Source organism: Erwinia persicina (assembly GCF_019844095.1).
Classification (GTDB): Bacteria; Pseudomonadota; Gammaproteobacteria; order Enterobacterales; family Enterobacteriaceae; genus Erwinia; species Erwinia persicina.
This window is the reverse complement of the sequence record NZ_CP082141.1, coordinates 1,354,748-1,375,712: the sequence shown is the minus strand read 5'-3', so window position 1 is coordinate 1,375,712 and position 20,965 is coordinate 1,354,748. Positions and strand designations below refer to the sequence as shown.

Here is a 20,965-nt window from a genome sequence, read left to right as displayed (position 1 = left end):
TTATGTTACGAGCATGGCCTTCCGCTGGGGAGTCGCCGGGAGACTTGCTCTGGAGAAAAATCTTTCTTGTTCTGGAATATCAAACTGATGTTTTCTTCACTACCGTTACCGGTAAGCGTGTTTTTAACGGTCAGATTTTCTTTTGGGAATATTCGGAAAGCCCAGGATCAAAGTTATTTTTATTCCTATTCACCTTTTGCACTCAGATAATGGTGCAGTTCCCTGGCCATGACTGAAATCTCCCGCCACCAGTAATTTCAGGGTGAGTTCAGTCTTCTTGCTTGCCCCCCGTATGCACATCGCGTTTTAGATTAACACCGGCCATTGGCACTTCATTCTGGAAACTATCAGCCATCTCACCCGCCTCAATGTATCGCTATGGATACTTTTTAGACTCAGGGTGTTCACATGCGATAATAGAATAATGATCGACATAAAATCAAATTTACCGAACCCTCACCAGAAACAAGAAAATTCTTAAGAATTTTACACTAAACGTTAATCATCACCCCCTAACACACCAGCGAATTAAACTATTGGCAATACAACAAACAAACATTTATATCGGGATAGTTAAAGAACACGGGAACATGTTAATAAATCGATTTTGAATTGATGAAAATCAATATTTGGCCACTAAAAGAAACACTTTTATGTCGAAGTTATGGCTGTAGGGTGAACGGTAATATGAGAAGGAATGCAGGCGTCGATGCCGACGCTTAAGGAGAAAGGCCCCTCAACGTCAGGGGCACTGTAAATCAGCTCGCGGCGGCTATTGCGTGGGTCACAGCATTAAGACGTTCGCCGATGCCTCTCTCTTTCAGCAACGGAAAGTGGTCAGCCTGTAACGTGACAGATTGTCGAAATGGCTCGCGGTCATATTCTTGCCTTTTTCAGGCAGAGTTATCCATAAGGTGGTTTTTTAGCTTACCCTGCCTGAGGCTTCGCAGCCGTCCTGTTAATTAATAAAAAAGGTTATCGGTGTGCTTTTACCTTAAAGCTATTTTCAGTCGCGGTTGCTTCTTTTTTTCTTGCAGCGGAACGTTTGAAAGCCAGATGCCCGATACAATAATCACGACGGAGAGGAGCTGAATCCATAACATAGCATCAGGGTGACTCAGATTGTCTGTAATCACCCCCGAGATCATTTGCCCGCTGATGATCAACATCGCCGCTGAGTGGATCCCAGTCGCGGTAAAATATAGCTATTAACTGCGACAAACAGCGCACCCATGGCACCACCACTATACGCATACTAGGGTGCATTAAAATGGAATGATGTCATATCATCGCGCTGAACAAACAAAATTAAACTCAGAAAAATAAAGCCGACAATATGATTCCATAAGGAAGCATAAAAGGCATTACGCCCCATGCTCAGGCGACCATTCAGTGAGCGACTCAGGCTGATGCAAACACCATTCAGTAAGGAATTAATAATATAGGTTATCATGAGATTACCTGTATTTTATAAGTAGTGCACTGCCGCATAGAATTAATGCGACTGAACAAAAATCCAGCAGAGTAAAGCGGCATTTAATGACGCCAACCATTCCCTGAGATCGGCTATCAAACCGAAAACGATCTGCCCTGTCAGCATCAGTCCCAGCGTGCCGGCCAACTCCAGCGGACTGTTTACGGCGATCGCGGCCAGCAGAACCGTAAGCGCGCCGGGGATCCCCTCAGATAACTCCCTTTTGGCGGTGTTCCGGCTCCAGGCACCGCTTTCAAAGGACGGAGAGTGCGAAATCGTAGCATCAGCAGCGCCCGGGCGATGACGGCCCCGGTTCCATGAGCAAACCATGAGGCCTTCAGCGGCGAATTGATTTTCACACACTGATGTTGCCTGCCCTGATGCTCTGAAGAGGAAGATCGCGGTATTCTCAAAAGTCGTCCGCCGCCCTTCACCGAGCCAGTAGCCCTGATAATTGAGACATCCTCTCCCGCTCTCACGTCACTGACTCTCGCATTAACAGACAGAAAAGCCCGCTTGCGCGGGCCCGGGTAAAGGTATTCAGCCGCCAAACACCAGCGTTGTTGACTTCGCTCCGGCATTAGCCGCCGCGAAGGTTTTCGCCTCACTGGCAGACTTCGCGCTGTAAGCGTAGTTGGACGACGCCGTCCACTGCGCTTTGGGTGACTTCTGGTTGGTAATAGCGGGTATGCTGCCCGTATCTGTAAAGGTGCCTGTCCCTTTATCATCCAGCATCCCTTTGTTCGCACTCCCCTCACCGAAATAGTTATTCTCCGAGAGGATATTGGCATTTTGCGCCAGGGTGAAGCCCAGCTGAAACTTGTTAATGTAGTTACTGTAAACGTGGAAATAGCCATAGCGCATCAGGCCGGGAGCCCGAACCTGCATATTTTCGAAGTAACTGTGGCAGATGGTCAGATGTGGGAAGCCGTTATAGGCCGCGTTGTTATCATCTGCAGGATGGCCAAGGATCAGGCCATATTTATGGTTGCCAAAGTAGCAGTGACTGATGGTTACGTAGTCGGCTTTATCTCCGACATACACCAGCTTATCCAGGCTGCCGTCGCCGTCGGACCAGCTATGGCCGACAAACGAGCAGTGATCGATCCAGTATTTACTGCCGTAATTAAGGTAAAGCTGGATATCATCATTGTCTTTGATATTCACCGAGTGCTGGAAAATCAGGTTCTGTAAAATAATGTTCTGCGACGCAGTCGTGGCCCGGAAATGGATGTTGTTCAGCGTCCGGTTCTGGAAGGAACCCACGATGGTTTTATTCGCCCCCAGGCTGACTTTTGTCAGCGTGGCAGCGGTGATATTACTGTTAATCACCAGCACGCGCGCCGTGCTGTCGCCCGCATACTGGATAAGCTGGGCCAGAGAGTTAATTTCCACTACGGACCCGTTCCAGCCGCCCGTCACATTGGCCGCTTTGGCAAAACCGACGAGACCATTCAGCTTACTTGTTGGATATGTCATAAAAAGCCCTTATACGCATTGCGTTATGGTGTAAACACCGTGATACGACATCCTGTCGACAGAGCCTTCCGCTATCAGTCTGTATGACTAATAACATCGGCTAACCCGCCAGTGGCCAGGTATGGGCTAGTTATACGTCATCGAAAAAACCCCCGGCCAGTCAGTCCATTCCGCTGGTCGACTGGCAAACATAATGGCGTTTTTGACAGGGGCTTTGTAAAGGCAGGGTGGTTAAATGTAACAGAATATATTACCCCTTCAGCAATCCTTCTTATTTAAGAAGGGCCGATGGCAGTCGAAGGTTATGTTCACTTCATGAAGTTCCTTTCGGGGATAAATAAGACAAATGTCTCAAAAACATCCCTTATCGGCATCTTTAATTCAAACTTTAGTTTGTTTTTTTAATGATAAAAATAATACACACTTTGACTTTTCATTGTCGAGAGCGCTGAAGAAAAAACCAACTAAAAACCTTAAATAACAACAAGTTAAAATAAATAACATGTTATGCTTCTATTAATAAATATCATCTATTTTGATCGTAGACAATCATCCATCTGAAACTATAATTCAACGCACTATCAAGAAGCTTTACTTATAGGCCGATAGTGAAACTCATTCGCAGAATTGAGTTATATAACTGACACATGGAAACAATGATTTTTTTAGTTGTAAAACCCCAAGATAACTTTAATTCCCTCACCCGTGGTTTGACTGAAAATCATATTGAACATAAGTGAAATTTAAAAATGAAAAGACTCCTCAACAACATTAATTTGCCTGCTAAATTTCTGCTTCTTGCACTTTTTGCATTGATGTTATTTGCTGTTCCTTCCTGGCTATTTATTCATGAAGGGAATCAGCAGATCAACGTGAAGGAATTAGAGTTACAGGGTATTCCCGTTGAAAAGGAGATGCTGAGCCTGCTTAATCTGATGCAGCGCCACCGGGCAGAAGCGGCCATTGCTATCGCGACCAATGATCCCGCCACGCCGAATCGTCTGGCACTGAAAGCCCGGATTGACCAGCTCAATGCCGCCCTTCTCACCACACTAAGTGCCACCAGTCATAATGATGCGCTGCTGCAACGTTTCAACGCGCTGACCGCCGAGTGGGAGCAGCTGCAGCGCGATATTGACAGCCGCAATCTGACGCTGGCTACCAGCCTGAATCGTCACGCAGAGGTGATCCGCTCGGCGCTGGATCTGAATGTTGACGTGCTCGATTTTTACAGCCTGTCGCTGGATGCCGATTTAAATACCTATCAGTTCATTATCAGCTCCTTCAGCCGCCTGCCTGACTTAACGGAAACGCTGGGTCAGATCCGTGCCCGTGGTACGTCGCTTCTGGCAAAAAAAGACGGGATCGAGGACAGCGATTACGCTCGTATGGAGTTTCAGATCCGCAACGGGCGAAATGCCCTGCGGTTGTATAATGCGAATCTGATGAAGTCATTAGAGACAGATGAAGAGGTCCGCGCGAAATTCGGTGGTAAAGGGGAAGCGGCGCTGAAGCAGGCCAGCGAAGCCTTAAAAATTGCTGAAGACGTATTTGTAAACCGGACCAAAACCGATCTCAAGCCAGCGGAGTTTGTCGCCCTCTTCACCCAGGCAATCAATCAGTACAACACCTTTGGTCTTGAAGCGAGTGACGAAATCAGCCGGATGTTGTCAGAGCAAATCCGCACGCATCGCCTGGCGCAGGTCGAGTTACTCGGCGTACTGGCCGTGCTGGCTCTGTTTGTGGTGATCCTCGGCGTGTATATCATCCGCTCCATCACCGGCCCTGTCAGCGATGCCGCGAAGGTTGCCCGGGATGTGGCCTCCGGCGATTTAACCTCCCGCCTGGCCGTCACGGGCAACAACGAAATGGCCGGACTGATTGGATCGCTGATGCAGATGCGTGAGCGCCTTTCACTGCTGGTGGCAGACATTAAAGACAACGCCACGACGATTGCCACTTCTTCGGAAGAGATTGCCCAGGGTAATGGCGACCTGTCTGCGCGGACGGAAGAGCAGGCGGCTTCGCTGGCACAGACCGCCGCCAGCATGGAGGAACTCTCTTCCATCATTCTGCAAAATGCGGATAACACACGCTATGCCGCCGGTATGGCAAGCTCCGCTACAGATGCCGCTCTGCTGGGGGGGGAAGCGATGGAGTCTGTCCTGCAGTCGATGCAGAAAATCAGCGCCAGCGCCGGGCAGATTGAAGAGATCATCAGCGTTATTGACAGCATCGCCTTCCAGACCAATATCCTGGCGCTGAATGCTGCCGTTGAGGCGGCCAGAGCCGGAGAACACGGCAAAGGATTCGCCGTCGTAGCCGCCGAGGTCAGAGCGCTGGCCCAGCGTTCCGCAACCGCGGCTAAAGAGATTAAGCAGTTAATCGGGGTGTCGGTGGATAATGCCCGTCAGGGGATCGCCATGGCGCAGGATGCAGGGGATAAAGTGAAGCAAAGCGTAGGGGCCATTGAGCAGACCGCGCAGCTGGTGAACGAAATCTCCGCCTCGTCTCAGGAACAGAGCGCGGGTATTTCGCAAATCAACATTGCGGTCAACCAGATGGACCAGGTGACCCAGCAGAATGCAGTGCTGGTAGAGCAGTCCGCCTCGTCAGCGGATGAACTGGCCGCGCGAGCCATTCAGCTGCGGGAGCTGGTTGCCGTATTCCGCACCGCGCAGGCCACCCATTAAACCGACTGACCGTGAATAAACCATCCGGTGTCGCCGCAGGGCGCACCGGTTTTTTTATTCAGAGCTCACCGTTCCGGCAATCGCCCGCACGTCACTGCCGGTCGGTGCCTGATGAATACGCAGACCGAACTCGCCGATTACCGCAAAGATGTGGTCAAAAATATCCGCCTGAATGCTCTCATATTCCAGCCAGACCACCGTATTGGTAAAACAATAGATCTCTACCGGTAAGCCTTCGGGGCCCGGCGCAAGCTGACGCACCATCAGCGTCATATCCTGGCGAATCGACGGATGCTGGCGCAGATACTCGGTCAGATAGGCGCGGAAAGTGCCGACGTTGGTCATTCTGCGCTGATTGAGCACTGACGCCTCCGCCCCCTCTTTCCCGTTCCAGCTGGCAATCTCTTCCTGACGTGACGCCATATAGGGCTTCAGCAGCCGCGCCTGCATCAGGTTATTCACCTCATCCGTCGAGAGAAAACGAATGCTGGTGCTGTCGATGTTAATGCAGCGCTTAATGCGACGCCCACCGGAGGCCGACATGCCGCTCCAGTTTTTAAACGCGTCCGACACCAGGGCGTAGGTCGGAATGGTGGTAATGGTGTTATCCCAGTTGCGCACCTTAACCGTGGTCAGGCCGATATCGGTCACCGCGCCGTCGGCACCGTATTTAGGCATCTCCAGCCAGTCCCCGAGCTTCAGCATACTGTTGGCTGAGAGCTGGATGCCGGCCACCAGCCCTAAGATCGGGTCTTTAAACACCAGCATCAGCACGGCAGCCATGGCCCCCAGCCCGCTAATCAGGATCGCCGGTGATTTACCAATCAGCAGGGAGATCATCATGATGCCAATCACGATGGCACTCAGCAGCTTCACGCCCTGGAAGATCCCTTTCAGCGGGAACTGTGCGGCAAAGGCAAAGCGGTGGGACAGGCCAGAAATCACATCCAGCAGCGAGAAGAATGACATCAGGGCATAGAGCATGACCCACAGCTGCGCGCAGGTGGTGACGATCAGTAGTGCATCACTGTCTTTTTGCAGCCACAGCAGCGCCTGAATATTGACGATCATCCCCTGCACGGTGAAGGCGAGGCGGTGGAAAAGCTTGTTGCCGGTAATGATGTGCAGCCACAGATGGCTGCTGCTGTTGGCCCGCCGTTCAAAAGCGCGCAGGACGATGCGGTGCAGAATAAAGTGAACGATTAATGCTGTGAGAAAGATAATGCCAAAAATGATAATCAGCGAGGTGGTGTGATCAGGATTTATTCCATATTGCTTCAGAATCGCGGTCAACTGCGGCATAAAGCCTCCTTTTTAAAGCGAGGCGCGATCATGCCCTGTGGCGAAGGCAGGTTCAAGCCTTACTGGTAACCGTCTCTTGCCGATGTGTCCCGAAGGCGATATGTCCAGGCGCCTAATCGCCGCGAAAAACAGCGATATTCAACGGATTGATTCCGCGCGCAGGCGGGTAATCTGGCAGTATTATTGTTGACTGCTGTACCGGAGCATCCCATGCCAGATAAAGACGCCGTTGTTGAACGCCTCTCCCTTGAGGTTCTTGCCCTGAGAAATATTGTGCAGATGCTGATCGCTTACGGCAATGTGCCGACGGGCGGCAAACTGAATAAGTACCTGGAGAAAATTGCGGAAGAGGTGGAGCATCGCGACGGGCGCGAAGCAAACAAAGCCATTGCAGATGTGATCCGCGGTTATATTCGCTAGCCCCAGAATGATGCCACCCGCCTGAGATTTCCGGGTGGCACCAGCGGTTACACGACGTTAAAGACCGAGATAGCTTTCGCCAGCTGTGACGCTTCAGCATGCAGGGCGTGGGTATTTTCCGCCGTCTGATGTACCAGCGCCAGGTTTTGCTGAATGCTACGCTCCATCTGTGAAACGGCCAGCGTTAGTTCAGCCATCACCCTGCTCCCGCCTCCACTTTCAGCTGGTTTTTAACCGCGCCTTCCCGCAGACATCCGCCGCCTTATACCGCCGCCGCAAGGGTCGTTCAAAACGTCAATCCCGCTTAATAAATTGATATATATCAATAAATAAACTCACACTCTACGATCCTCTTCGCGCCTGCCAGCGGTCATTCATGTCGCCCCAGAGGCATTTCATTCCCTGGTCAGGGCAGTTCATGCCCTTTTTCCCCGCAATAATGAAGCCCGGCTCTACTATTGGCCCAATTCAAGATCCTTAGTATTTCCACCGGGAGATTTCCATGAACGCATCAACCGCAGGTCACAGCGTTAACCGCACCCGCTGGTTAACCCTGATCGGTACAATCATCACGCAGTTTGCGCTGGGTTCGGTCTATACCTGGAGCCTGTTTAACGGGCAGCTTTCTGACAAGCTGGATACCACCATCAGCCAGGTCGCTTTTTCATTCGGATTGCTGAGTCTTGGCCTGGCGGTTGCTTCATCCGTGGCTGGGAAACTGCAGGAACGTTTTGGTGTACGCAACGTCACCATCGCCGCCGGACTGTTGATGGCGGTGGGCCTGATGATGACCTCCCAGGCGGATAACCTGTTTATGCTTTATCTGAGCGCTGGCGTACTGGTCGGGCTGGCTGATGGGGCGGGTTACCTGATGACCTTATCCAACTGTGTAAAATGGTTCCCCGAGCGCAAAGGGATGATTTCCGCCTGTGCGATTGGTGCCTATGGCCTTGGCAGCCTGGGCTTTAAGTTTATCTGTAGCTACCTGTTAAGCGTCTACAGCCTGGAAACCACCTTTATGATCTGGGGGGGACTGGCGATGAGCATGATTATCGTCGGCGCACTGCTGATGAAAGATGCGCCGGCGCAGCAGGGAACCAGCAGTCAAAGCAGCCAGAAGAGTGGCGATTACTCGCTGGCGGAATCTATGCGCCTGCCGCAGTACTGGATGCTGGCGCTGATGTTCCTGACGGCGTGTATGAGCGGTCTCTACGTGATTGGCGTAGCAAAAGACATCGGTGAGAATATGGTTCACCTGAGCGCACAGACCGCAGCCAATGCGGTGACCATTATTGCCATTGCTAACCTGAGCGGTCGTCTGATTCTGGGCGTGCTGTCTGACAAAGTCGCCCGTATCCGGGTGATTACCCTGGCGCAGATTGTCTCCCTGGCCGGAATGAGCATTCTGCTGTTCAGCCATATGAATGAAGGCAGCTTCTTTATTGCCATCGCCTGCGTGGCCTTCAGCTTCGGCGGCACCATCACCGTTTATCCGTCGCTGGTCAGTGACTTCTTTGGCCTCAATAATCTGACGAAAAACTACGGAGTCATTTATCTTGGATTCGGTATCGGCAGCGTGATGGGGTCGCTGATTGCTTCCCTGTTCGGCGGCTTCACCGTGACCTTTAGCCTGATTATGGCCCTGCTGGTTATCTCTCTGCTGATGTCAGCCACCATCCGTATGCCGCACAGAGCCGAAGAAGTGAAAAAAGCGTTGCAGCACGCCTGATAATACGGCACAACGCATCCCCCCGCAGGACGCGGATCCTGTGGGGGATTGGCTCACACCTCATCCCCCACAGAACTACTTCACACCTTAAATGGCCACCGCATCTGCAAGATATTCTCTGGCCTTGAAAACCACTTTATGAGCCCCCACTTCTGATTTAAGATGATTCTCATCACCGATGTTAGTTTTTCATCATTATCTTATTTAATTAAAATCTGCAGGGTTTGAATATTTGCAAACGGAATTATTTTGAAATATTTTTTCTAATAACTCTACATTCACGGCATCATTCCTCCACTTTTCTTGCGTAACGTTGTAGTCATAGAAAAGGGCAGGAGAGAAAGATGAAAACAATAATAAAAGCGATCTCTGTCATGGCACTGATTGTTATGTTGAGCGGTTGTATTATTGCGCCTCCCCATCATCATGGCGGTGACGGCGGATATCACGGCGGCCGTGACGGTTATTATGGCGGCTATCATCATGGCGGTGGGCCACGGCGCGGCTGGTAACGTATTCGGTGAATATTCACCGATAGGCCTGGAATCCTGTCGTCGGGTTGACACCTCTTTACTGGCGTCATCACGCAACAGGATTCGGGGCTGGGCGGGCAAAGCCTGCACACAGCAATATAAAAAGAACCATTAAGTAGTAAAAAAATTGGGCGGGGATTTCCCCGCCCTTCTTTTTATTTAACTTTTAATACTGTAGTTACACTGATACCAGGCTTTCATCAGGCCGGGAACATGACTTTCCTGTGGGCTTAACGCTTCCACTTTATCAAAGCCACGCTCAGTACAATATCGTTCAACATCTTTTTCCATCGCCGTTTTGTCGACGTTAACGGGGTTAAAACGATACTGAACGGTATTCACTGCCGGATCTTCATCCACCTTTTCAAAGGCCCCAGGTTTGCCGGAAGTACAGCCTGCCAGCAGTAACAGCGCAAAGACGCCGGATAGTTTCTTTTTCATTATGACTCCCCTCTACGAGTGCCGCATCATAGCAATCTCCCCCCCTGCGGCTATCAGACTCAGGCGCATTTGCAAAATTTTACTTAGGTTATGCAATGTTTTGCCGATTGAATCGATTCAGGAGAGTGAATGGCCTTCAGGCGATATCGGTGCCAATATGGCCCCAGACATTAGAAGATGTCTGCGCAACACCAGGTACTTATTAACTATAATTAGAACGTTTTTTATGCCCGCGGCGAGCGGGCTTTTTTTCGGAACTAATTACCTGTTCCACTAATAATTATACGTAAAACGTTAGCTGAATCTTTACCCGGAAGTGCCAGAACCGATTGATAAAGATCTATCGTCATATCACAGAGTTTGCCTTCATCTACCCCAGGTTCAGCCGGTGTATTCAGCGTTTGCAGGTCACTGCCCCAGCGGTCATAGAGCCCGCGCACCACACTCTGTAGCTGCACCCGCCCCTGTTTTAAATCCACAGACTGTTCTGCCCCCCGGCTGTGTTGCAGCAGGACGTCCATCGACTGCAGTTCTCTGTCGGTGACGGCTTTAGTCAACAGCTCACTGACGTTAACGCCCCCTTTCACCTGGGGAAACAGGAAGCGGAAGCACTGTCCGGTACTGTGCTGGCGGATCTGCTTCATTTGCTCAAGCGAGGCCTGCATATAGTCGACCAGATCTTCATCACGGGCCGCATTAATGCGTTGATTGAGCAGGTCAGCCACCAGAGGGCGCAGGCTGTCAATCGCCTGCTGCGGTGGCATTCCGGCACGGAGATGCGTTATCAGTTCATCATAGGCCTGCTGGTAGAGTGCAGGCTGCTGGACTTTTACCGTACGCCAGACCGGCAGTGTGGCCAGGCGGGCCGCCGAGGCATCAATCGCGGCCTGTTTCTGTTGTTCCGGGTTCACCCAGCCGAAATAGTAAACATTGCCCGCCAGCAGCGGAAGTACAAACAGCAGTATCGCCGCCACGGGTCTGAGTTTTTGACGCTGGCGCAGGCCACCGATAATAACCAGCCAGACCAGAGCGGAGAACAGCGAGGCAAGAATAGCGTGAGAAGTCAAAGCAGGATCCTGAGATGATCAGGCCAGGTCACCGGCCTGTGAAAAGATGTTAGTCAGCGCGCACGTCCACTAACACCGGACAGCTGGCACGTTCAATCACTGCCGCACTGCACGAACCTTTCAGCAGGCGGTTAAAAGAGGAGAGATGGCGACGCCCCATGATAATCATCGCCGCCTGAAGGCGGTTTGATTCGGCCACGATGGTTTCTGCCGATTCCCCGGCGACCACTCTGCCCCGCGCCACCACGCCGGCCCGGTGCAGTTCCGCCAGTGCCTGGCGTACCACCGCTTCGGCAGTGTTTTGCTCGTCCAGCGCCAGGCCAAAATCACCAGGGTCTTCACCCGCCTCAATATCAAACGGGCCCGAATCTGCGTAGCTGGCATCCACACAGCACACCACCACGACTTCAGCCTGTAAGGCCAGCGCCTGTTCGCTCGCCAGTGAAACAACTTTGCGGGCGATGACTGAATTATCTACAGCCACTAAAAGTGTTTTCATCGTCTTCTCCTGTCAGTCCCGTAAGGCAGCTTTACCAATTTCATCGATTAATGCCTCTTTACACCGGAGGATCGCCTCCCGGTTACGCGCCTCATGCCGCTGAAAGCGGGCGCCAGGAATTAACAGACTGATGGAAAAGCGTCCCAGAATAGTGTCGATCGCCACCGCCATGGTGGAGATCCCTTCCAGTGTTTCTCCCCGGTCATAAGCCAGACCGGTACGGCGAATTTCAGTCAGGTGCGCCAGCAGCGCAGGGAAGTCGCGCACGGTCAGTTCAGTGATGGCCTGAAACGCCTCCCCGACCCGCTCTCTGGCTGTCTCATCGCTGTCCAGCGCCAGCAGCGCGCGGCCACCGGACGTGCTGTAAAGCGGCAGGTTCATGCCGATGCGCGGCACAACCCGCAGTTCCCGGTCTGCCACCACATAGTGAACAATGGCCAGCTGCAGGCCGCTGGCGCGCGCAAGGGAAACTGTTTCTCCCGTCTGGTCGCACAGTGCCTGAAGCCAGGGCTGGGCGATCGCCACCACGTCAGTATGAACATTGGCGATCAGTCGCAGCAGAGCCGGCCCGAGGCGCACGCCTGCTGCCGCACCGTGGCTGCGTACCAGTTGAACCGAGTCAAGCGCAGCGACAATTCGCTGTACGGTGGAACGCGGCAGATCGACCGCCTGGGCAATTTCGCCCAGGCTCATCCCGTCCGGTTTCGCCCCCAGCGCGTCAAGAATTTTCGCCGCGCGGGTGATCACCTGAATGCCGCCGGAACGCTCGTCATCGCGGCAGCCTGAAGACTCAAACATAGGGATTCTTTTCCTTGTTACCGGCCATTACTGTAGCACTGAATGTCTCACTGGATACAGTGTACCGCATTGCAATACATCGCATCACCCTGTAATATTCCGCACAATGTATCACGATGCAATACAGTGCATCGATAATAAAAATAGCGTTGGAGTCCCTGCAATGAATGGCCAGCCTGCGGCAATGCCGCCTCCGCACCCTTTCACCCTGCGCCTGGCGCTGGGTCTGGTGGGTGTGTTGATTGCCGCACTCAGCTCCGGCCTCAACGATCGGGTGACGGACCTCGCCCTGGCCGATATCCGTGCCGCGCTGGGCATCGATTTTGATACGGGCAGTTGGATCACCTCCGCCTATCAGGCAGCGGAAGTGGCTGCCATGATGGTGGCCCCCTGGTTTGCGGTCACTTTTTCCCTGCGTCGTTTTACGCTGGCTGCCACGCTGGGTTTCTGCCTGATGGCGGCGATCCAGCCGCTGGTGATAAATACGTCAGGCTTTATCGCGCTCCGGGTGATCCAGGGGATCTTTGGCGGCGCCCTCCCCCCCATGCTGATGACGGTTGCCCTGCGCTTCCTGCCGCCCGGCATTAAACTTTACGGCCTGGCGGCGTATGCCATGACGGCGACCTTCGGCCCCAATATGGCGGCCTCGCTTGCCGCCTTCTGGACCGATTCTGTTGGCTGGCAGTTTACCTTCTGGCAGGTGATCCCACCCTGTCTGATCGCCGCCCTGCTGATTGGCTGGGGGCTGCCGCAGGATCCGCTACGGCTGGAGCGGTTTCGCCAGATTGATGCGCCGGGAATGCTCACCGGCTGTAGCGGCATCGCCCTGCTGATACTGGCGCTGACCCAGGGAGAACGACTTGACTGGTTCCAGTCCCCGCTGATTAGCGGCATGTTACTGAGCGCCGCAGCGTTGCTGCTGGTGTTCCTGATCAACGAGTGGTATCACCCGCTGCCGCTGTTCCGGCTGCAAATGCTGCAGCGCAGAAATCTGACCCACGGTCTGCTGGTTCTGGCGGGCGTACTGATGGTGGGGCTGTCGGGTTCGGCCCTGCCCTCGGCCTATTTTGCTCAGATTGACGGCTTTCGCACCGCACAGTTTGCCCCCCTGGCGCTGACCATTGGTCTGCCTCAGCTGCTGATTGCGCCGCTGCTGGCTGCGTTACTTAATCTGCGCTGGATTGACTGCCGCTGGATGCTGACCGCCGGTGCCGGCATGCTGATCCTTTCCTGCCTGATGGGAATGCAGATCACCAGCGAGTGGGCGCGGCAGAATTTCTGGGCTATTCAGGTTTTACAGGCGTTTGGCCAGCCGATGATGATCCTGCCGGTACTGATGAGTGCCACCAGCGTGGTGATGCCGCCCGAGGGGCCCTTTGCCTCGGCGATGTTCAATACCGTGCGCGGCTTTTCCAGCGTGGCCGCCGGCGTGCTGGTAGAGAATTTCCTCACCCACCGCGAGAAGTTCCACTCCCATACTCTGGTCGATCAGTTGGGTAACCGGCCATGGCTGATGACTGCCGCGCAGAGTGACACTGCCAGCAGCCTGACGCCGCTGCTGCCGGACGGTTCCGTCAGTTCTGTTGAAAACCTCAGCCATTTCAGCACGCTGCTCAGGCACCAGGCGGTGATCCTCAGCATCAGTGACGCCTACCTGCTGATTACGGGCTTTGCGCTGATCCTGATCCTGCTGACCGCCTGGCTGCCCAAACGGGTATGGCCGCCACAAACCTTATTCACGTCCGTTCCGCCAACATCGAGATAACGATCATGAGCTTCACACCTGCTAAACGTACCGCTTTGCTGGCAGCCCTGTTGCTGATACTGCTGACCATTGCTTTCTTTATCTGGTCCGCCATCAACCGCCATCAGTTGCGCACCGATGATGCGGTGGTCACCGCTGACTACACGCTGGTGGCACCCAAAGTCTCCGGCTATATCCGCACGGTTAACGTCGCTGATAACCAGCAGGTCACCGCCGGGGAGGTACTGGCGACCATCGACGATCGTGACTACCGCGTTGCGCTGGAAACCGCCAGAGCTAATCTGCAGGTCAGCGAGGCGAAACAGGCCAGCATTCAGGCCCAGCTGGAGCAGCAGAAAGCGACTATCGCTCAGGCTGACGCCGCCGTCAGCGCCAGCCAGGCCACGCTGAATTACGCCGGGCAGAATGCGGATCGTTACCGCCGCCTGCTGAAAAGCGGTACGGCGACCGCCGATGAACAGCAAAAATCCAGCGCCACCATGTTGAGCGCCGCCGCTGAAGTGAAGCAGAGTCAGGCCGCTGTACTGGCCGCGCATAAAGAGGTCGCGGTACTGCAGGCCAGCCTGAAACAGGCACAGGCAGACAGCAGCGCCATGCAGGCCAGTGTCGATCAGGCCCTGCTCAACCTCTCCTATACACGCATCACCGCCCCTATTTCCGGCAGTGTCGGCCAGCGTGCGGTGCGGCAGGGAGCATGGGTTTCAGCGGGAACGCGTCTGCTTGCTGTCGTGCCGCTTAAACAGAGCTATGTGGTGGCTAATTTTCTGGAAACCCAACTGGCCAATGTCACCGCAGGGCAACCGGTTTCTTTGACGGTTGATGCACTTCCCGGCGTGACGCTGCGCGGTCACGTTGACAGTATTGCCCCGGCAACGGGTTCCACCTTTGCCGCCATTACCGCGGACAACGCGACCGGGAACTACACCAAAGTCGTGCAGCGCCTGCCGGTGAAAATTGTGCTGGAACCGGGTCAGTCGGCTCTGGATCGGCTGCGCGTGGGCATGTCCGTCGTGCCGGAACTGGAAAGGCAATAATGTGAGAAAGGTCTCATAACAATGGTCTTTATTTTGCTGAGTAATACGGGTAAATTAGCCCGGATCCGGCCCATATTGGGTGCTCAGAGGACTTTTTCGTGAAATATGCTTTGATGGGGATCTCTTTTATCCTGTTGCTCTGGCTTGGCACCTTCTATCTGATGCTGTAAGGATAAAAGTGAAGGGTCAGGACAACCTGACCCTGACTGTTTTAAACGTCGTCTTCGCTGCTTTTGCTGGCGCTCGCCAGGATACCCTCTGCACGGAACATCGCTTTAATCCCTCTTACCGCCTGGCGGATACGATCGCTGTTTTCTATCAGCGCAAAGCGCACGTGCGTATCACCATAGTCACCAAAGCCGATACCCGGTGAGACACAGACCTTTGCTTCCTGCAGCAGCAGTTTGGCAAACTCAAGTGAGCCAAGGTGGGCATAGTGGTCGGGAATTTTCGCCCAGACGTACATCGAGGCTTTCGGGTTATCCACCATCCAGCCCGCCTCGTGCAGGCCTTTTACCAGCACATCACGACGGCGTTTATACTGTTCGGCAATCTCCCGTACGCACTGCTGATCCCCTTCCAGCGCGGCAATCGCCGCTACCTGCAGCGGCGTAAAGGTGCCGTAATCGTGATAGCTTTTAATACGCGCCAGCGCTGAAACCAGCTCTTTGTTACCCACCATAAAGCCGATGCGCCAGCCCGCCATATTGTAACTTTTTGACAGCGTAAAGAACTCTACCGCCACGTCACGTGCCCCTGGTACCTCCATAATCGACGGGGCCTTCCAGCCGTCGTAGACAATGTCGGCATAGGCCAGGTCGTGGATCACCAGCACGTTGTACTGTTTCGCCAGGGCAATCACCCGCTCAAAAAAGTCCAGCTCCACGCACTGCGCGGTCGGGTTCGACGGAAAGCCGAGGATCATCATTTTCGGCTTGGGGTAGCTTTCACGAATGGCGCGTTCCAGTTCATTAAAGAAGTCCACGCCGGCCACCAGCGGCACGGAGCGCACCTGTGCGCCGGCGATCACCGCCCCATAGATATGAATGGGATAGCTGGGATTGGGCACCAGTACGGTATCACCATGATCGAGCGTTGCCAGCATCAGATGGGCCAGCCCCTCTTTCGAGCCGATGGTGACAATGGCTTCTGATTCCGGGTCAATATCCACCTGGTAGCGGTCGGCATACCAGCGTGAAATGGCACGGCGCAGGCGGGGGATCCCGCGCGAGGTGGAGTAACCGTGCGTGTCTTCACGCCGGGCCACGGTACAGAGTTTTTCAACGATATGCGGCGGCGTCGGGCCGTCGGGGTTTCCCATACTGAAGTCGATAATATCTTCACCGCGACGGCGGGCAGCCATCTTCAGTTCGGAAGTGATGTTAAATACATACGGAGGAAGACGTTCAATACGGGAAAAACGGCGAGGGGAACTGTTGTCAGCCATAGCATAGCATCCTTGGATTCACGTAAGCGCCCGGACCATCCGAGCGACGCTGACCACTGTGGTGGTCGTTGAATCAACATATCTTACAATTCTGTAACCTGTCGAGAGGCAGGATAAAATTTTTTATCCGGCGGGATTGAGGCGGCCAAACAGCCAGTCATTCACCCACTGGCCGCGTAACAGGTAATTATCCCGCAGCGTCCCTTCCAGCAAAAAGCCGTTTTTTTCCAGCACCCGTCGCGAGGCATGGTTACCCTCCACGACCTGAGCCTTGAGTTTATGGAACTCACACTCGCGAAATAAAAAATCACACAGCGCACCCAGCGCCTCACTGCCATAGCCCTGGCCAAAACAGTCACTGAACAGCGAATACCCTACCTCCGCCTGCCGGTGCGGGGCCCACTCGGGATTGGCGCCCATCAGCCCGACCACGCGCCCGCTCTCTTTCAGCCGCACCACCAGGCACAGCATGTGAAAGCTGGTGACCTGCCAGGGGGCCAGACGGTCCTGAAAACGCTGACGAATATCGGCCAGCTGCGGCACCGCACTGATAAATTTCATGCAGGTTTCATCGCTGTGGATCTTGAGGAAAAGCTGCCAGTCTTCAGGCTGAAGCCGGGTCAGAATCAGTCGCTCTGTCGTGAGTTGCATACTTCATCTCGCTAAAAGGGGAAAAACCACAAAAAACACATCTCTTTTCTCTGCCGCTTTTTCGCCGTGTAATGATCCGCAGCTTCACACCATGATAATGAATTTGTCACAGGAGAACGACATGACTGACCTCAAAATTGACAATATTCCTGACGCCATTCGCCACGTTAAAATGCAGCTCCGCCAACAGCTTCCGCACTACCGCCAGGTATTTGCCGAACTCGACAAGGAGATGCGCCGCCAGATTGATGTGCTTCACGCGGAGCAGCAACGCGGGGAGCATCCGGTGCCGCAGCTGGATGCCGACGATATTATTCACCACCGCATCACCGAGAGCCAAAAAAACCAGATCCGCCAGCGCGGCTGCTGCACGGTTCGCGGGGTTTTCCCCGTTCCGCAGGCCCGCGCGTGGAACGAAGAGATGAGCCACTATCTTGACGATAATCAGTTCGTTGAGAAACTCAAAAATGCCGCCGAAGATAACTATTTCGGTGACCTGAAGCAGGGAAAACCGCAGATCTACGGCGTGTACTGGTCACAGCCCCAGGTTCAGGCGCGGCAGGATGCACGCATGCAGGCGGTTCAGGTCTTTCTGAATTCGCTCTGGCAGACCGAAAGCCAGGGCAGACAGCACTTTGATCCCACCCGCATCGTCAGCTATGCCGACCGCATTCGCCGCCGCCCGCCACATTCCGGTTCACTGGGCCTGTCGCCGCACGTTGACGGCGGATCGCTGGAACGCTGGCTGGATGAGAACTTCCGCCACGTATACCGCCACGTCTTCAGCGGCGACTGGCAGCATTATAATCCGTTCGATGCCGAAGGCCGGACGGAAGTGCGCGAGTTCGCCTCGCCCGCCGTCTGCTCAATGTTCCGTACATTTCAGGGCTGGACCGCCCTGACGCCGCAGCGCCGGCACGGCGGCACCCTGAAACTGCTACCGGTGGCTAACGCCATGGCGTGGATATTACTGCGTGCCCTGCAGGATGACGTGGCAGAAGATGACCTGTGCGGCGCGGCTCCGGGCCGGGCGCTGTCGGTCAGTGAAAAATTCCATCCTCTTTTACTTGAAGGTTTTTCCTCTATTCCGGATATGGAGCCTGGCGACACGGTGTTCTGGCACTGCGATGTGGTTCACGCCGTGGAAAATGAGCATCACGGCGAATTTGACAGCAATGTGATGTACATTGCGGCAGCGCCCTGGTGTGAGAAGAACGCCGCCTATCTGCAGCGCCAGTGGCCGGCATTTGTCGACGGCCGTTCACCCCCGGACTTCGCCGCCGATGATTTTGAGGTGGATTTTGCCGGACGTGCCACGGAGGCGGATTTAACCGGAGCGGGGAAAAAACAGATGCACGTCTGATCCCGCCAGCGGTTCCGGTCGGTTCACACTGTTCCCTGCTTTGTGCCGACCGGGTTAGCGTTAAGATCTTCTGACTGACCGCATGGGGAGCGGATTTGTTTGCACCCTGATTTTTTTCGTTTACTGTGAAAGGTCACTCCCCCCTTCTGTTATCAACTGACAATGGCAAACACGCTATGACGATTATTCTGCGAGATGCGAAACAGTCCGAAGCCGCCCTTCTCAATGAGTTAGGCATTCGTTTATATACGCACCATTTGCAACATTACTGGGATTCAAAAGACGAAATGAATGAATACCTTCAGCAGGAGTATTCGTTACTTACGATTCAGCATAGCCTCAACGATCCCGCCGTCAGTTGGTATATTGTGGAGTCTTCAAAACCGGTCGGCTTCTTAAGAGTCACATGGCGATGTCATATCCCCGGAACCCGTCAGGAGGGAACGCTGCTGAACAAACTTTACCTCTCGCCGGATGAAACGGGGAAAAACTATGGCAGGCAGATCCTTGATGACATCGCTGAAAAAGCGAGAGAGCGCGGCAATGATTATCTCTGGTTAGAAGTTCACGAACATAACAAACGTGCGCGTCAATTCTATGAAAAACAGGGGATGGTGTTCATTCAGGATTTTTTCCATAAAACCTCCACATCTGATGTAAAGGTTCATATCCTCGGTAAAAATCTTTGAACACGATTGATGCTGATATTGAGCAGGTAACCTCACCTGATGGTCCCCCACAATCTTATTCCCCTGGCTACCCTGTGCCATAATGGAACTTAATGAAGCAAGGCTGGCATGCGTACGCCGCCTGCTTCCTCAGACATCACTTATTCTTAAAAGTGATTCAGTTGGATCGTAAATTATCAATCGCATTACTGCTAAGCATGAGCACTGATTTAACGCTGACCCTTATTCTATCGATAATGGCCTGCCGGGGGCCAAGCCGCCACTCTTCACTATTATAGAAAGATTCCTGAGAGGATTTCAGCTGGGAGAGGCTGTCATAAGCCCTGATCAGATAGTAAGCGTCGTCGTCGTGGGCTGATATACCAAAAGAAATAATATCCATACCCGCTAAACGGTGAAGCGGAGCGCTCTCTTCCGTCATTATCCTGTGGAAGTCTTTCCCGGTGCCGGGTTTTAGGGTATACAGCAAAAACTCGACTGTTCTCATCGTCGCTATCCTGTTGATTTTTTTTAAATAATAGTGACATTTCGCCCTGGAAACATGAAATTTTTCAGAACTGGCGGAGCGTCCTGATAGACACCCGGTCTTTCTTCGCTATGCTGTTTCCGAGTAGCTCCCGAGTGCCAGTAGGGAGATTGATCACCCTATAGCTGGCGGGAAAACCGACAAGCAGGGGACGTTAATGGTAGGCTGAACAAAGGGTTAATGGCTATCCGTTCCCTGAACGGTGAGTTTCAGCATTGCCGGCACGGTCTCTTTCAGTATGGCTATCAGCCTGGGATCCATAAAGAGATAATCGTCGGGGATATCCAGGATATGTAGCGGCTTAAAAGCAATGATTCGGCCATATTCTGCCACCAGACGATTCTTATGCTTCTCTTCCATAACGCAGATAACATCGGCCCACTGAAGCAGATCAGCAGACACCTTTTTTTTAGCATTCCGACTTGTGCCAGCAGAGCGCACGGCAAGGTTGGGATGACGGCGGAACACCTGTTCCGCCGTGGGGCTGCGCCATTGATTACGACTGCATATAAAAAGTATATTCATCAGAAACCTGGTACTCTTCCAGACCTCGTGAGGCAAGCTGTTGGTTAGTAATACGTGGATACTCAAGCCCTAGTTGTGCGGCACGCAGCAATTTATCTGACCGCGTATAAAGCATCTTCCAGTTTTTTTCGCCACGAAAAGTTAATAAAGCATTGTGAATATCTCGAGACTTATTGCGTTGCTTTTGCGCCTTGCGCCAGCCTCGGGTGCGGATCGTTTGCATAATTTCTCTCTCAAAGAATGATCGGGGTTAGCAGCCGCGATAATACGGAGAGAACAAACTCAGTAATTATAACGTTTTCAGGGACAATAGGCACCCCGATTAGTGGTTGAGAGTGTTTAACTTTCTTATCTGATGAGAAGCTTGTCCCTCTTCAGCCTTGCTGCGGCATCCAGTCAGGTACAAATGTTATTCTCATTAATACCTGACATTAACTTCAGCGGTGTGTCAGAAGCGGACGTTATCAGGTAATAACATCGCACCAGTCAGTATTCATCTGACAGACAGTCATACCGCATTCTTATCACCT

The 20,965-nt window shown here is 53.2% G+C and carries 23 protein-coding genes and 1 pseudogene; 9 read left to right on the top strand and 15 right to left on the bottom strand.

The window, feature by feature from the left end; translation table 11 throughout:
- Positions 1 to 17: 17 nt before the first annotated feature.
- From K6L24_RS06280 to K6L24_RS06265, 4 genes and pseudogenes are all read right to left on the bottom strand, one after another.
- Positions 18 to 355: pseudogene (locus K6L24_RS06280) on the bottom strand (type VI secretion system contractile sheath small subunit); the annotation flags it as partial.
- A gap of 900 nt (positions 356 to 1,255) precedes the next feature.
- A complete protein-coding gene (locus K6L24_RS22280) occupies positions 1,256 to 1,453 on the bottom strand; it encodes a DMT family transporter (protein WP_245006721.1) in 198 nt (65 codons plus the stop codon).
- Between the two features lie 42 nt (positions 1,454 to 1,495).
- A complete protein-coding gene (locus K6L24_RS06270) occupies positions 1,496 to 1,837 on the bottom strand; it encodes a hypothetical protein (protein WP_222682059.1) in 342 nt (113 codons plus the stop codon).
- Between the two features lie 177 nt (positions 1,838 to 2,014).
- Complete coding sequence (locus K6L24_RS06265; protein ID WP_062743048.1) at positions 2,015 to 2,953, bottom strand: pectate lyase family protein; 939 nt, start codon at positions 2,951 to 2,953, stop codon at positions 2,015 to 2,017.
- A 749-nt stretch (positions 2,954 to 3,702) separates the two neighbouring features.
- Here K6L24_RS06265 and K6L24_RS06260 point away from each other — a divergent pair.
- Positions 3,703 to 5,646, top strand: coding sequence for a methyl-accepting chemotaxis protein (locus tag K6L24_RS06260; protein WP_062743049.1), 1,944 nt, complete (start codon positions 3,703 to 3,705; stop codon positions 5,644 to 5,646).
- A 54-nt stretch (positions 5,647 to 5,700) separates the two neighbouring features.
- Here K6L24_RS06260 and K6L24_RS06255 read toward each other — a convergent pair whose 3' ends face one another.
- On the bottom strand, positions 5,701 to 6,948 hold the full coding sequence (locus K6L24_RS06255; protein WP_062743050.1) for a mechanosensitive ion channel family protein: 1,248 nt from the start codon (positions 6,946 to 6,948) through the stop codon (positions 5,701 to 5,703).
- Between the two features lie 210 nt (positions 6,949 to 7,158).
- Between K6L24_RS06255 and K6L24_RS06250 the strand changes: the two genes are divergently transcribed.
- Positions 7,159 to 7,368 carry a hypothetical protein gene (locus K6L24_RS06250; RefSeq protein WP_062743051.1) on the top strand — a complete coding sequence of 70 codons (210 nt, stop codon included), beginning with the start codon at positions 7,159 to 7,161 and terminating at the stop codon, positions 7,366 to 7,368.
- Between the two features lie 47 nt (positions 7,369 to 7,415).
- Here the strand turns inward: K6L24_RS06250 and K6L24_RS06245 are convergent, their stop codons facing one another.
- A complete protein-coding gene (locus K6L24_RS06245) occupies positions 7,416 to 7,565 on the bottom strand; it encodes a hypothetical protein (RefSeq protein ID WP_187509801.1) in 150 nt (49 codons plus the stop codon).
- Between the two features lie 305 nt (positions 7,566 to 7,870).
- Between K6L24_RS06245 and K6L24_RS06240 the strand changes: the two genes are divergently transcribed.
- Both K6L24_RS06240 and K6L24_RS06235 read left to right on the top strand, forming a co-directional pair.
- A complete protein-coding gene (locus K6L24_RS06240; RefSeq protein ID WP_222682058.1) occupies positions 7,871 to 9,097 on the top strand; it encodes an L-lactate MFS transporter in 1,227 nt (408 codons plus the stop codon).
- Positions 9,098 to 9,441: 344 nt separating this feature from the next.
- The gene (locus K6L24_RS06235; RefSeq protein ID WP_222682057.1) at positions 9,442 to 9,609 is read left to right on the top strand and encodes a hypothetical protein; all 168 of its coding nucleotides are present in this window, start codon (positions 9,442 to 9,444) and stop codon (positions 9,607 to 9,609) included.
- A gap of 180 nt (positions 9,610 to 9,789) precedes the next feature.
- Here the strand turns inward: K6L24_RS06235 and K6L24_RS06230 are convergent, their stop codons facing one another.
- From K6L24_RS06230 to K6L24_RS06215, 4 genes are all read right to left on the bottom strand, one after another.
- Entirely contained in the window at positions 9,790 to 10,071 is a 282-nt protein-coding gene (locus K6L24_RS06230) for a putative periplasmic lipoprotein (protein ID WP_062743053.1), read from the bottom strand.
- Positions 10,072 to 10,328: 257 nt separating this feature from the next.
- On the bottom strand, positions 10,329 to 11,138 hold the full coding sequence (locus K6L24_RS06225; protein ID WP_187509799.1) for a hypothetical protein: 810 nt from the start codon (positions 11,136 to 11,138) through the stop codon (positions 10,329 to 10,331).
- Between the two features lie 49 nt (positions 11,139 to 11,187).
- Positions 11,188 to 11,637, bottom strand: coding sequence for a universal stress protein (locus K6L24_RS06220; RefSeq protein WP_062743055.1), 450 nt, complete (start codon positions 11,635 to 11,637; stop codon positions 11,188 to 11,190).
- Positions 11,638 to 11,649: 12 nt separating this feature from the next.
- Positions 11,650 to 12,435 carry an IclR family transcriptional regulator gene (locus tag K6L24_RS06215; RefSeq protein ID WP_062743056.1) on the bottom strand — a complete coding sequence of 262 codons (786 nt, stop codon included), beginning with the start codon at positions 12,433 to 12,435 and terminating at the stop codon, positions 11,650 to 11,652.
- Positions 12,436 to 12,598: 163 nt separating this feature from the next.
- On the opposite strand from K6L24_RS06215, the gene K6L24_RS06210 reads away from it, so the two are divergent.
- From K6L24_RS06210 to ypdK, 3 genes are all read left to right on the top strand, one after another.
- Positions 12,599 to 14,200: an MFS transporter gene (locus K6L24_RS06210; RefSeq protein ID WP_118663576.1), complete on the top strand. Its 1,602-nt coding sequence runs from the start codon at positions 12,599 to 12,601 to the stop codon at positions 14,198 to 14,200.
- 5 nt (positions 14,201 to 14,205) lie between these two features.
- Positions 14,206 to 15,234: an HlyD family secretion protein gene (locus K6L24_RS06205; RefSeq protein WP_062743058.1), complete on the top strand. Its 1,029-nt coding sequence runs from the start codon at positions 14,206 to 14,208 to the stop codon at positions 15,232 to 15,234.
- Between the two features lie 98 nt (positions 15,235 to 15,332).
- Positions 15,333 to 15,404: a membrane protein YpdK gene (ypdK, locus tag K6L24_RS06200; RefSeq protein WP_118665666.1), complete on the top strand. Its 72-nt coding sequence runs from the start codon at positions 15,333 to 15,335 to the stop codon at positions 15,402 to 15,404.
- Positions 15,405 to 15,445: 41 nt separating this feature from the next.
- Here ypdK and alaC read toward each other — a convergent pair whose 3' ends face one another.
- On the bottom strand, positions 15,446 to 16,681 hold the full coding sequence (gene alaC / locus K6L24_RS06195) for an alanine transaminase (protein WP_222682056.1): 1,236 nt from the start codon (positions 16,679 to 16,681) through the stop codon (positions 15,446 to 15,448).
- Positions 16,682 to 16,804: 123 nt separating this feature from the next.
- Entirely contained in the window at positions 16,805 to 17,332 is a 528-nt protein-coding gene (locus K6L24_RS06190) for a GNAT family N-acetyltransferase (protein WP_118663574.1), read from the bottom strand.
- A 121-nt stretch (positions 17,333 to 17,453) separates the two neighbouring features.
- On the opposite strand from K6L24_RS06190, the gene K6L24_RS06185 reads away from it, so the two are divergent.
- Positions 17,454 to 18,695 carry a DUF1479 domain-containing protein gene (locus K6L24_RS06185; RefSeq protein ID WP_187509798.1) on the top strand — a complete coding sequence of 414 codons (1,242 nt, stop codon included), beginning with the start codon at positions 17,454 to 17,456 and terminating at the stop codon, positions 18,693 to 18,695.
- A 176-nt stretch (positions 18,696 to 18,871) separates the two neighbouring features.
- Positions 18,872 to 19,384 carry a GNAT family N-acetyltransferase gene (locus tag K6L24_RS06180; protein WP_118663573.1) on the top strand — a complete coding sequence of 171 codons (513 nt, stop codon included), beginning with the start codon at positions 18,872 to 18,874 and terminating at the stop codon, positions 19,382 to 19,384.
- A gap of 157 nt (positions 19,385 to 19,541) precedes the next feature.
- Here the strand turns inward: K6L24_RS06180 and K6L24_RS06175 are convergent, their stop codons facing one another.
- The 3 genes from K6L24_RS06175 to K6L24_RS06165 all read right to left on the bottom strand — a co-directional run bounded on the left by K6L24_RS06175 (position 19,542) and on the right by K6L24_RS06165 (position 20,658).
- Positions 19,542 to 19,871, bottom strand: a complete 330-nt coding sequence (locus K6L24_RS06175) for an NIPSNAP family protein (RefSeq protein WP_222682055.1) — start codon at positions 19,869 to 19,871, stop codon at positions 19,542 to 19,544.
- Between the two features lie 216 nt (positions 19,872 to 20,087).
- On the bottom strand, positions 20,088 to 20,435 hold the full coding sequence (locus K6L24_RS06170; RefSeq protein WP_118663572.1) for a low molecular weight protein tyrosine phosphatase family protein: 348 nt from the start codon (positions 20,433 to 20,435) through the stop codon (positions 20,088 to 20,090).
- Complete coding sequence (locus K6L24_RS06165; RefSeq protein WP_118663571.1) at positions 20,407 to 20,658, bottom strand: hypothetical protein; 252 nt, start codon at positions 20,656 to 20,658, stop codon at positions 20,407 to 20,409. The genes K6L24_RS06170 and K6L24_RS06165 overlap by 29 nt, the downstream gene beginning before the upstream one ends.
- Positions 20,659 to 20,965 lie beyond the last annotated feature (307 nt).